The organism is Akkermansia muciniphila (assembly GCF_040616545.1).
GTDB lineage: Bacteria > Verrucomicrobiota > Verrucomicrobiia > Verrucomicrobiales > Akkermansiaceae > Akkermansia > Akkermansia muciniphila_E.
In genome coordinates this window covers 677727-690181 of record NZ_CP156688.1, presented here as the reverse complement: position 1 = coordinate 690181, position 12455 = coordinate 677727, and the positions used below count along the sequence as shown (strand labels likewise).

Below are 12455 nucleotides of genomic sequence, written 5' to 3'. Positions count from 1 at the left end.
GTCACACTCCTGCAAGCTGATGAAAATGAAGGTTCTGATACGTTCCCTGGTATTGCTGGCCGGGTTGGCCGCGTGGACGGCGGATACGGCCTGGGGGCAGTCCTCGGCCCGCCATTCGTCTTCCCGTGGGGGGACGCCCGTGCGCCAGGCCGCCGGGGAACAGCGCGCAGAGGATGACGCCGTGGAAACGGTGGACCTGGGGGATAAGAAGAGGGAACCCGGCACGGCTTCCGGTGAACGTGAAGGCGTGGCCGACGCCCCGGAAATGCCCAGGGAGACGGACAAGGAGCAGAACGGCCTGGACTCCCTGTCCCTGATACCTTCCCTGAATGGAGGCCGGCTGGACGCGGCGCGGGAGGCGCATACCAGCACCCGGCCTTCCGCCCGGACCATGGCCCTGCTGATTCCGGCCCCGCGCGGCCCCATCCTGGACCGCCATGGAGAGCCACTGGCCGTGACCACTGTGGCCTACCAGCTGGCCCTGCGGTTTGAAATCTTTGAAGATCCCGACCGCTCCCGGGTGGTGGAGTTCGGACGCAACTGCCTGGAACAGGCCAAGAAAATTGCCGGAAAGGCGTGGTCCTTTTCCGATGACCAGCTCTGGAAGCACTATGAGCACCGTCGCTGGCTGCCTCTTCCCCTCACCAACGTCATTCGCGCGGAAGAAGCTGAAAAAATGAAGGACAAGGTGAAAGGGGTGCGCGGCCTCCAACTGCTGCCTATCTACATCCGTTCCTACCCGGAAAAGGCGATTGCCGGGCACATCATCGGTTATGTGGGGTCCAAGGGGAAACTACCCACCGGCCCCATCAACCACATGGACCCCCTCTGGGAACAGGTGGAAGGCCGTGCGGGGCTGGAAAAGGAATTCAACAAGGACCTTACAGGAACGCCTGGCGTGTGGCGCCTGATGTTTGACGAGGACGGCAACAAGATTCTGGACGAACTGCAAATACGGCCCAAGCCCGGCGGCGCGATCGTCACTACCCTGAACCTGAAATGGCAGCAGGACGCGGAACGCATTCTTTCCCGCGGCAAGAGGCGCGGCGCCATGGTGGTGCTGGACTGCGTGACGGGTGAAGTGCTGGTGATGGCCTCCACGCCGTCCTATGACCCGAACATGTTCATCCCGAACATTTCCCAGAAGGATTACGACGCCCTGCGCAACGACCCCGCCGGGCCCCTGGGCGCCCGTGCCTTCCAGGGGCGCTACCCCCCCGCCTCCACCTTCAAGGTGATGACCGTGGCCAGCGCGCTGAAGAACAACAAAATTACGGAAAATACGCAGATTTACTGCCCGGCGGCCATCACGATCGGTAACCACGTCTTCAACAACTGGAGCAAGACGCCTCTGGGGGACATCAACTGCATCCGCGCCCTGGCGATGTCCAACAACCCGTTCATGTACCAGATGGGCCTGAAGCTGGGGGCGGAAGCCCTGATGGATACGGCCCGCGCCTTCGGCCTGGGGGAACGGACGGGCCTCCCCATTCCGGATGATCCCGGCCTGGTGCCCACCAGTGAATACATGATCCGCAACTACAAGCGTGATTTCATGTCCGGAGACGCCGCCAACCTGTCCATCGGCCAGGGAACCCTGCTGGTCACGCCGCTCCAGGTGGCGCACATGATGTCCGGCGTGGCGAACGGCTACCTGCCCCGGCTCCAGCTCATCAAGCAGATTCAGGACGGCAACGCCAACGTCATATACGCCCCCAAGCCCCAGGAGGTCCAGCGCCCCCTGCCAGCTTATGAACGCGCCCTGGCCAGCGTGCGCAAGGGCATGAGGGAAGTGATTGAAAACGGCACGGGGGGCCGCGCGCGCCTGTCCTATTCCAGCATTGCCGGGAAGTCCGGAACGGCCCAGTGGGGGCCGGAACGGGAAGACAAGCGCCTGGCCTGGTTTGCCGGATTCATGCCTTGTGACAATCCCCGTTTCGCCTATGTGGTGCTGTATGAAGGCCGCGCCCACGAGCGGCTGGGCGGCGGCGCTGCCGCGGCTCCCATCGTGAAGGAATTTTTTGAGACGGAAAAGAAGGACATCAAGGCCATCATTGATCCTCCCAAGGATGACATTCCTGTAGCGGAACCGGTGGAGGAAACCCCTGAAACGGCCGCTGCGGCTCTCCGGGAACGCGGGGAATCCCCCGCCGTGGTGCCGGACAACCTGCCTCCCGGCCTGTATGATCCGGAAGGAATGGAGCCCATCAAGGTTCATGAAATACCCGCAGACCTGGATGATTCTTCCGATGCGGAAATCAAGGCTACTCCGGTAGGCGGTTCCCGCTCCGCCGCGCCGTCTGCGCCTCCCCTTTCGGAAGAACCTTCCGCCGCTCCCCTGAGGCCCCGCCGCGGTGATTCAGACTACATTCCGGGCCTTCCCCGGCAAATCCCCCGCAGTCTCAACCATTCTTCCCCTGTGACCGCCCCGGCGCCGAGGGCCCCCATGCCGGAGGATGACATCCCCATGGCGGAGCCGCTTTAAGACGGCTTCCGCTGGGAGCGCCTGCTCGGGAAGGGCGTTTTTCGTACGGTGTTTCCCGGGATGCCGCGGCGTCCCATGTCATTGCTGTTCTTCATTATGCTTGCGTGGTTGGGGAGAACTGCCTATATATGCGGATGATGCACGTCGATGAGACTGCTTCCGCAAGGAACGGCGCTTTTTGCCGGATGGCATCATGACCCCCCACGTTTCAAGATAATGAAAAAGCATTATTTCTACTCCATACCCTGTTTTGCGCTGACTTGCGCTCTTGCCGCCTGCTCTGACGACAATAAATCCTCTTCCGCCAAGGCCGGACAGGACGCCGCCGGCTTAACCCCCGCCGCCGCGCTTGATCCCTGCGCCCCCGTTGCCTCCGATCTGGTGGCGAAACGTGCCGAACGGCTCGGGCTGGCTGCCCTGTTCCCCAGGGACATGGGCATGGTGGCCGGTGTTTACGACATTCCCGGCATCATTAAAAGCGTTCAGAATCTGAACATGGTCAAAACCTGGGGGAATTGCTCCGCGGAACAGAACGCTGATGAATCCGTTGCCATTCCGGGAGAGGACGCTCCCAAGCCCGTCCGGGCCAAGTGCTCCGTCAACAGCCCCGTCATTGACGCGATGATCGGTTTCGGTCCGGAATGGGCTCCGTGGATGGACAGCGCCCAGTCCGCTTTTACAGGCATGGGCCTGAACCAGATGCAGGGGATGCTGTCAGCCTACAAACTTTACCAGGCCTCAGCGGATGGAGCCAAGAAAGACAATAGTGCGGAAATGGAGGCTATGGTCAACAGGTATGCTGAAATGCTTGTGCAGTGGGTTGACTCCATCGACTTGCGCCCCTCCCAGGCTGCGACGGCTCCCGTGATGGTAGCCGCCAAATTGACGCCGGAAGCCGTTGCCCAGGCGAAGGCTACCCTGAAGGATGCCAACCTCCCGGAGGACATGGAGCTGCACGGCATTGTTTCCCTGTATGACAAGACCTACAACGGCCTGGCCTGCAAGGTGGCGGAAGTAGACTGCAAAAAACTGCGGGCGAAGCTGGAGGAAGAACTGGAGAAAGCAAAAGACAATATTAAGGTTTCCCCGGAAAACATGAACCGCCTCAAGGCTGCTCTCCAGCGTCTGGACGAATCCAAGCTTTATGTAGCCGTTGGCTTTGTGGACGACACCCTGGTGGGCTTTGTGACCACCAATCCTGAAAAGCAGGTCCGTCTGGCCGCTTCCCCCCAGGACTCCGTTCTGGCGCGTCCGGATTTCTCCATGGCTGACGCCCAGCTCCAATATCCTGCCTATGGCCTGATATTTGCGGACAAGGCTTGCGCCAAGGGCCTTATTAACCTGGACATCGCCTACTACAAGGGCATGTTTACCGGGTTGAAGGACCTGATGCAGACGGTAGGCACTGACTGGAAGATTGCCGATCTGGCCCCTTCCATGGCCGCGCTTGATTCCATGAAGGGCAGCCTCCTCGGGCTGTATGAAAAGGTGGCGCAGAATGCCACGCCCGTTTCCTACTACGCGTGGCAGGACCAGGGGGTGCATGTGGAAGCCTGCACGTATCCGCTTGAATTCTACCTGCTGGATGCCCCCTCCTCCATGAACTCCGTCCGTCCCGGTGCGGATACGGTGCTGTATTCCTCCTTCCGCATCAATCCGCAGATTGTTGACATGGGCTGCACCCTGTATGAGAACATCGCGCAGATCGTCTGGGATTACGGCAATGCGTACATTTCCAACCCGAAGCATGACGTAAGCGACCAGATCCGCATGGTTGCCCCCATGCTCCAGATGGCCCGGCCCACCATTGAAGAACTCTGGAAGGCGTACAAGACCGCTCTTTCCGGCATCACGGACTCCGGCGCTTACATTGTGGACATGAAGGGCGCTCCCAGCCCCATGCTTAAGAATGTTCCGGCTCCGCGCTTCTCCCTGGTATATGAAGTGAAGAACCGCGCCGCTCTGGGTGAGGCCTGGCAGAAAGTGTCTGATGCCGCCAAGACCATCGTTACCCTGGCCAGCCAGGGCAAGATGACGGAACTCCCCGCTCCCAAATCCTCCGTGGAAGGGGATGTCACCACGTATGATTACGAGTGCCCGCTGGGCGCCGACCTGAATCCGGTGGTGGCCGTGACCGACACCCGCTGGGCCGTCAGCATGCCCAAGGCCTTCGGCATGGAAGTCATCAAGGAATCCATGAAAGCCCCGGGGCAGGTGGCTCCGCTGGAATTCCAGCTTAACCTGGTTCCGGTCCGGGACGCCCTGAAGACTGCCGCGGAAGGCAACAAGGATATTCAGAAAGCCGTGAAGACGCTGGACGTGATCACTTCCGACGTCACGGGCATGCACGCCACCGGCCGCAAGGGTGCGGACGGCAGGGACGTGTACCACATCCACGTGATTTCCGCCAAGTAACAGAGGCATCAAATTGAACTGACGGGCTTCCGGGAAGAAATTCCCGGAAGCCTTTTTGTTGGCTGGCTGGGCGTTCGTGCCGTTCCGGAACCCGGGCTTGAAAATTCCCTGGTGGCTGGAAGAAAATGCGAGGAGTGTCCTGGGAGCCCTTTAAGATTGTATACAAATGTTCATAATTTGCATGCGTGCCAAGTTTTGGACTTGCCAAGGGAACGGGGAGAGTACACAATTAACACCGTCAAATAAAGGGAAGTTTCCCCTTTTCCCGTATTTACAGGAGTTGGCGCGAGTAATGGTGAAAGACAGACGATGAGCAGATTTTTCCAGTTCCTGTGGTTGGCGGCGTTGGCGGTGCCCGGCATGATGGGCGGCAGCGCCTGTGCGGCGGAGGAAGGCGCGGGGCACGGACTGGAGCAGGCTGCCCCCCAGTTGTTTTCCATCCCGCTTCCCGGCGGCATTGAACTGCCGGTGTCCAACTCCATGCTGATGCTCTTTCTGGCGGTGCTCCTGATAGGCATTGTGGTATGGTCCGCCACCCGCGCCATGCGTATCCTGCCCTCCCGGCTGCAAAATGCGGTGGAATACTTTTTTGAGACCCTGTACAACTTTGTGGAGTCCCTGCTGGGGCCGCGCCTGACGCGCAAGTACTTCTGGTACTTCGGAACCATTTTCACCATCATCCTGGTCAGCAACTACATGGGGCTTCTCCCCGGGGTGGGCACCATTACCTACAACGGGGTGCTGCTCTTCCGCGGCGCGAACGCGGACATGAACGTGACGATGTTCCTGGGAATCTTTTATGCGCTGATGTGGCTTTACTGGTGCATCCGGGAGCAGGGGGTGAAAGGCTTCTTCATCCACTTGTTCGGGCCCAAGGGCAGGCTGCCCGGTTTCATGGGGTTTGTGCTGGTGCTTATCTTCCTGTTTGTGGGCCTGGTGGAGGTCCTGAGTATCACGATCCGCCCGATTGCCCTGGGCGCCCGTCTTTACGGCAACATTTACGCCGGGGAAACGATCATTGAGACCATGGCCAACATGTTCGGCCCCGTGCTCAGCTCCCTGTGCGTGCTGCCGTTCCTGGCCATTGAACTGCTGGTGGGCTTCATCCAGGCGCTGGTGTTCCTGCTCCTGACGGCCATTTTCCTGAAACTCCAGGTGGGGGACGGCGACTCCCACAGCCATGCGGACAAGAATGAACAAAAGGAGCCGCCTGTACCGGACAGCCTGCCGCCCGGAAAGACTTCATGAGCAGCACCGCCAACTTTCCGTTCCGGACCATGGGCAACCTGTGGGGGAACGTTCAACAAAAACATAAAACCATACAATAACATGATTGATCCTACTGCAATGACCTCCCTGGCCGAACTGTCCGGCAACGTGGGCTTTGGCCTCGTCACCATCGGCGCCGGCATCGGCATAGGCCTCATCGGCGCGAAAGCCGCGGAAGCCACCGGGCGCAACCCCGGCGCCTCCTCCCCCATCATGGTGATTGCCATTACGCTGGCCGCCCTGATTGAAGGCGTGGCCCTGATCTCCATCTTTGTGAAATAATCCGGACGCTCCGTTCCCGGAGGGAACTCCTTCCGCTCCGGGGCGGCGCAGCCGTTCCTGCCGGTCCGGAAAACTTCCGGCATGTTTCAACCCGTTCATTTTATGCTGAATCTCATAGCCGACCAGTCCTGGAATCCCTTTGCGCCCTTCGGGGTGACAAGCTGGGAGCCCTTTCTTGCCAACCTGATCGCCTTCATCCTGATGGTGGTGATCCTGCGCTACCTGGCGTTCAAGCCTATCCAGAACGTTCTGGAAAAAAGGCGCCAGCGCATTGAAGAAGGGGAGGAAATGCGTGAGGAAAGCGAACGCCAGCTTGCTTCCGTAAAGGAGCAGACGCATGAAATGCTGGTGGAGGCCGGGGAAAAGGGGCAGGAAAAAATAGAAGCCGCCAAGGAAGCCGCCTCCCGCCTGCTGGAGGAACAGGAAGCGGAGGCTGCCCGGAAGGCGGAGGAAATTGTCAAAAAAGCCCGGGAGCTTGCGGAACTGGAACAGCAGAAGGAACGCGACGCGCTGAAAGAGCAGTTCGGCCAGCTGGTGGCCTTGGCTACGGCCCAGGTCACCGGGAAAGTGCTGACGGAAGAAGACCAGCGGAGAATCAACCGGGAAGCAATCGACAGCCTGGATTCCTGAAATAATTTATGAAAATCGGAAAGGACACGCAAAATGCCGCCCGCAGGCTGTTCCGGCTCTGCCTGGACGGGAATGCCGTGGCGGAGGACCGCGTGCGCCTGATCGCCCGGAAAATTGCAGAGCGCAAGCCGCGCAATTACGAGGCCCTGCTGACAGCCTTCTCCCGCATGGTGGAATATGCGGTGAAAAGCCGTACGGCCACCATTCAAAGCGCCGTGCCGCTGACGGAGGAGGAACGCTCCCGGATTCAGACGAAACTGGCGGCCAAATACGGCGACGGACTTTACTACAACTGGGAAGTGGAGCCTGGCCTGCTGGGAGGCGTCCGCATCCAGGTGGGCGACGACGTGAAGGACGGCTCCGTGCGTTCCAAAATTGACCGCCTGGCCGACCTGGCCCGCACCCTTTCCAATTAACCAACGAACTTTTTTTCCATGAGCAACATACTTCAAGAACTCGAAGCAGAAATTAAAAAAGCCACGGCTACCGTCAGTCAGGAAAACGTGGGCGTCATTCGTTCCGTGGGGGACGGCGTCGCCAAGATCGAAGGGCTGAGCGACGTGATGCTCAATGAAATGATTGAATTCCCCGGCGGCGTGATGGGCCTGGCGATGAACCTGGAAGAACATGAGGTGGGCGCTGTGATTCTGGGGGATGATTCCAACTTGAAGGAAGGGGACCTGGTCAAATGCACGGGCCGCCTCCTCTCCGTGCCTGTGGGCCGTTCCCTGCTGGGCCGCGTGGTGAACACGCTGGGGGAACCGATTGACGGCAAGGGGCCGATCAAGGCGGAAGCCTACTACCCCGTGGAAAAGATCGCCTCCGGCATTATTTCCCGCCAGCCCGTCACCGTTCCCGTGCAGACGGGCATCCTCCCCATTGACGCCATGATCCCCATCGGCCGCGGCCAGCGTGAGCTCATCATCGGGGACCGCGCCACCGGGAAAACCGCCATTGCCATGGACACCATGATTGCCCAGGCGGAGCAGAACCGCATGGCGGAGGAAGGCAGGCTGCCGGACCACCGGCCGCTGTACAACATTTACGTGGCCATCGGCCAGAAGCGCGCTAACATCAGCCGCCTGGTGGCCAAGCTGGAGGAAACCGGGGCCATGAAATACTCCATCGTGGTGGCGGCTTCCGCCTCGGACCCCGCCGCCATGCTCTACCTGGCCCCGTATGCCGGCTGCGCCATGGGGGAATACTTCATGGACAAGGGGGAGGACGCCCTGATCGTTTACGATGACCTCTCCAAGCATGCCGTGGCCTACCGCCAGATTTCCCTGATTCTGCGCCGTCCGTCCGGGCGTGAGGCATACCCGGGGGACGTCTTTTACCTGCACAGCCGCCTGCTGGAACGCGCCGCGCGCATCAACAAGGAACACGGCGGCGGCTCCCTGACGGCCCTCCCCATCATTGAAACGCAGGCCGGGGACGTTTCCGCCTACATTCCCACCAACGTCATTTCCATCACGGACGGCCAGATCTTCCTGGAAACGGACCTGTTCTACCAGGGGGTGCGCCCCGCCATCAACGTGGGCATCTCCGTCTCCCGCGTGGGTTCCTCCGCCCAGACGAAAATCATCAAGAAGCTGGCCGGCTCCATCAAGCTGGACCTGGCCCAGTTCACGGAATTGCAGGCCTTCGCCCAGTTCGGGTCTGACCTGGATCCCAGCACCAAGGCCAAGCTGGCCCGCGGGGAGCGCATCGTGGAGCTTTTCAAACAGAACCAGTATGAGCCCAAGCTGCTGGGGCTGGAAGCCGCGGACCTGTACGCCATGCAGAAAGGCTACTTTGACGACGTTCCGGTGGACAGGATCAAGGAATGCCAGAATGCCTGGGAAGCCTACATGCAGGACCAGCATCCGGACCTGCTGGAAAGCATCCTGAAGGAAAAGGACCTGACGCCGGAAATAGACGCTGGGCTTAAAGCCGCCATTGAATCCTTCAAGCTCAGCTGGAACTAACCACTACGGGAGCACTGAACCATGGGCAACCTGAGAGACATCAGACGCCGGATCAAGTCCGTCAAAAACACGTCCCAGATCACCAGGGCGATGCAGATGGTGGCCTCCGCCAAGATGCGCCGTGCCCAGGACCAGGCCGTGAAGGGGCGCCCCTACATCCGCGCCCTGGCGGAAGTGCTCTACCACCTTCAGGATGAAATTGACACCAGCACCAGCCCGCTGATGCAGACCCACGGCGGCGCGGACCTGGTGCTGCTGGTGAATACGGACCGCGGCCTGTGCGGCGGCCTGAACGCCAACCTGATCAAAATGGTCAGGGAACACGCGCCGGAAAACGCCCACTACGTCACCATTGGCCGCAAGCTGAACGCCGCGCTGGCCAAATGGAATGAGCGGCTGGAAGCCACCTGGAGCCTGACGGACCCGCTCTCCTTGCTGGAATTGAAGCCGGTGTTCGACTTCATTGTGCAGAAATTCAAGGCGGAGGAATACGGGCGCGTCTTCATTGCCTTCTCCGGCTTTGTGAACACGATGGTGCAGAAACCCATCTTCCGCCAGCTCCTCCCCATTAAAGCGGAGCCGCTGATGAAAATGGCGAAAGCCGGAGGCGCGGCCCTGGACGGGGAAAACGCCCACAAGCAATTCCTGCTGGAACCCAGCCCCTCCGCCCTGTTGGATACCATCCTGCCCCTTTACGTCTTCCACGGCCTGGTCCAGATCGTGCTGGAAGCCCGCGCGTCCGAACACTCCGCCCGCATGGTGGCCATGAAGGGCGCCACGGAAAACGCCAAGAACATCATTGACGACCTCACCCTGGACTACAACAAGGCGCGCCAGACGCAGATCACCAATGAACTGCTGGAAATCACCACGGCCATGCGCGCCATGGAATAACGCCGGACTCCGCTTCTTCACCCACCTTTCAAACAGAACCCTCACCTCTTCTATTTCAACACCAAGTTTTTCTCATGATGAATAACACAGGCACTCTCGTTCAGATCATCGGCGCCGTGGTCGATGCGGATTTTTCCCGGGCTGAAACGCTTCCGGCCCTGCTCAATGCGCTGGAAGTGGACTATGAAGTTGACGGAAAGCGCAAAACCCTGGTGCTGGAAGTCCAGCAGCACATTGGTGACGGCTGGGTGCGCGCCGTGGCCATGAGCTCCACGGACGGCCTGCGCCGCGGCATGCCCGTGCGGGATATGGGGCACCCCATTGAAGTGCCGGTGGGGCAGTGCGTCTTGGGCCGCATCTTCAATGTGCTGGGTGACGCCGTGGACGAACGCGGCGCGCTTGACTGCGCCGGAAAAAAGAGCATCCACCGCAGCGCCCCCCCGCTGGAGGAACAATCCACCAGCACGGAAGTGCTTGAGACGGGCATCAAGGTGATCGACCTTATCTGCCCCTTCCTGAAAGGCGGCAAAATCGGCGCCTTCGGCGGTGCGGGGGTGGGCAAGACCGTGCTCATCATGGAACTCATCAACAACATTGCCAAGGCGCGCAGCGGCCTCTCCGTCTTTGCCGGGGTGGGGGAACGCACCCGTGAAGGGAACGACTTGTACAATGAAATGATAGAATCCGGCGTGATCAACCTGGAAAAACCGGAGGAATCCAAGGTGGCCCTGGTGTACGGCCAGATGAACGAGCCTCCCGGCGCCCGTCTGCGCGTGGCTTTGTCCGCCCTGACCATGGCGGAATACTTCCGCGACGAGGAGCACAAGGACGTCCTTCTCTTCATTGACAACATTTTCCGCTTCTCCCAGGCGGGGTCGGAAGTGTCCGCCCTGCTGGGCCGCACGCCGTCCGCCGTGGGCTACCAGCCGAACCTGGCGGAAGAAATGGCGGACCTTCAGGAACGCATCACTTCCACCAAGCACGGTTCCATCACCTCCATGCAGGCCGTCTACGTTCCTGCGGACGACCTGACGGACCCGGCCCCGGCTACCACCTTTGCCCACCTGGACTCCACGGTGGTGCTGGAACGTTCCCTGGCCGCCCAGGGCCTGTTCCCTGCGGTGGAGCCGTTGTCCTCCACCTCCAAGGCCCTGGCCCCGGAAATCGTGGGGAATGAGCACTATGAAGTGGCGCGCGGCGTGCAGATGGTGCTGCAGCGCTACAAGGACCTTCAGGACATGATTGCCATTCTGGGCATGGACGAGCTTTCGGAAGAAGACAAGCTCATCGTGAGCCGCGCCCGCAAGATCCAGCGCTTCCTGACGCAGCCTTTCCACGTGGCGGAAGTCTTCTCCAGCATTCCCGGCGCTTACGTGCCCGTCTCGGAAACCGTCCGCGGCTTCAAGGAAATCCTGGAAGGCAAGCTGGACATGGTTCCGGAAGACGCCTTCTTCATGCGCGGCGGCATAGATGACGTCCTCAAGGAGGCGAAGGATGCCAAATAACCCCTTTTCCCGCAGTTCCACACCATGAGCATGGAGTTCAAAGTCATTACCCCGGATGAAGTGGCCGTTGCCGCCACGGTGGAATACGTGTATCTGCCCGGCAGCCTCGGGGAGATGGGTGTGCTGGAACACCATACGGCCCTGATTACCTCCCTGGAACCGGGGGAACTCCGCTACAAGCCCCTGGACGGCCCGGAGGAAAGCATGGTGGTGGGAACGGGTTTTGTCCAGGTCAATGACGACCACGTCCTGATGGTGACGGACCTGGCCCTCAACTCCTCCCAGATTGATGAAGGCAGCGTGGAACGGGCCATTCAGGAAGCGCAGGAAGTGCTGAAGGCCCGCTCGGAAATGTCCCGCGAGGAACAGGCCCGGTTTGAGGCGAACCTGACCAAGCAGATCATGATGCTGAACTTCAAGCGCAAACACAAATCCCCCGGCAGATGATGGCGGAAGACTGGAACGACACGTTTTACGACCTTTTCCGCGAGGCGGTGGGGCGCTACCATGAAGGCCACAGGAATGTGGACGGCTTCTTTACGGACCAGGAAATCATCTTCCTGTCCTCCATCGGTTGCCGAACGCGGGAACTGTTTGACTTTGTGGAACTCTATGCCCGCACGGGAGAACCTTCCCCCACCACGGTGCTGTTGATAGCCGCGGCGCGCAGGGACTTCTTCCTGACCATCCAGCATGGGCAATTTTACCAAGGCAAGCCCGTCATCGGGTATGACCTGCCGGGCTTCGGGGATGAACTCAGCGGCCTTCCGTACCTTCCGCGCCTGATTGCCAAGGCGCGGGCCAAGTTGGTCGGCTCCATGGGGGATGACGTCATCTACTGCTGTGAGAACGACCGCCGCTTCCTCCGGGAACACGGTAACATCCATCCCGCCGATTTCCTGCGGGTAGTATGGGCCGCGGGCGACAGTGACCCCAAGGTGTACGACTACGTGCGCCAGTGCACGCTGAGTTCCACGGCCAAGCCGCTCGATGGTGAATGATGTTTCT

General features: G+C 60.2%; 11 protein-coding genes. All 11 read left to right on the top strand.

The window, feature by feature from the left end:
* Positions 1-19: 19 nt before the first annotated feature.
* Positions 20-2485, top strand: a complete 2466-nt coding sequence (locus ABGM91_RS02865; protein ID WP_354833520.1) for a penicillin-binding transpeptidase domain-containing protein — start codon at positions 20-22, stop codon at positions 2483-2485.
* Positions 2486-2701: 216 nt separating this feature from the next.
* The gene (locus ABGM91_RS02860; protein ID WP_354833518.1) at positions 2702-4900 is read left to right on the top strand and encodes a hypothetical protein; all 2199 of its coding nucleotides are present in this window, start codon (positions 2702-2704) and stop codon (positions 4898-4900) included.
* Positions 4901-5209: 309 nt separating this feature from the next.
* Entirely contained in the window at positions 5210-6148 is a 939-nt protein-coding gene (gene atpB, locus ABGM91_RS02855; RefSeq protein ID WP_290566082.1) for a F0F1 ATP synthase subunit A, read from the top strand.
* Positions 6149-6229: 81 nt separating this feature from the next.
* Entirely contained in the window at positions 6230-6451 is a 222-nt protein-coding gene (locus ABGM91_RS02850; protein WP_102712081.1) for an ATPase, read from the top strand.
* 102 nt (positions 6452-6553) lie between these two features.
* The gene (locus ABGM91_RS02845) at positions 6554-7081 is read left to right on the top strand and encodes an ATP synthase F0 subunit B (RefSeq protein ID WP_180972286.1); all 528 of its coding nucleotides are present in this window, start codon (positions 6554-6556) and stop codon (positions 7079-7081) included.
* Between the two features lie 8 nt (positions 7082-7089).
* Positions 7090-7497, top strand: coding sequence for a F0F1 ATP synthase subunit delta (locus tag ABGM91_RS02840; RefSeq protein ID WP_290566083.1), 408 nt, complete (start codon positions 7090-7092; stop codon positions 7495-7497).
* 18 nt (positions 7498-7515) lie between these two features.
* A complete protein-coding gene (atpA, locus tag ABGM91_RS02835; RefSeq protein ID WP_290566084.1) occupies positions 7516-9048 on the top strand; it encodes a F0F1 ATP synthase subunit alpha in 1533 nt (510 codons plus the stop codon).
* A gap of 21 nt (positions 9049-9069) precedes the next feature.
* Positions 9070-9942, top strand: a complete 873-nt coding sequence (gene atpG, locus ABGM91_RS02830) for an ATP synthase F1 subunit gamma (protein WP_354833515.1) — start codon at positions 9070-9072, stop codon at positions 9940-9942.
* Positions 9943-10019: 77 nt separating this feature from the next.
* Positions 10020-11447 carry a F0F1 ATP synthase subunit beta gene (gene atpD / locus ABGM91_RS02825; RefSeq protein ID WP_354834788.1) on the top strand — a complete coding sequence of 476 codons (1428 nt, stop codon included), beginning with the start codon at positions 10020-10022 and terminating at the stop codon, positions 11445-11447.
* A 24-nt stretch (positions 11448-11471) separates the two neighbouring features.
* Entirely contained in the window at positions 11472-11894 is a 423-nt protein-coding gene (atpC, locus tag ABGM91_RS02820; RefSeq protein WP_102712071.1) for an ATP synthase F1 subunit epsilon, read from the top strand.
* Positions 11891-12448, top strand: a complete 558-nt coding sequence (locus ABGM91_RS02815) for a DUF5069 domain-containing protein (protein WP_354833513.1) — start codon at positions 11891-11893, stop codon at positions 12446-12448. Before atpC ends, ABGM91_RS02815 begins: the two co-directional genes overlap by 4 nt.
* Positions 12449-12455 lie beyond the last annotated feature (7 nt).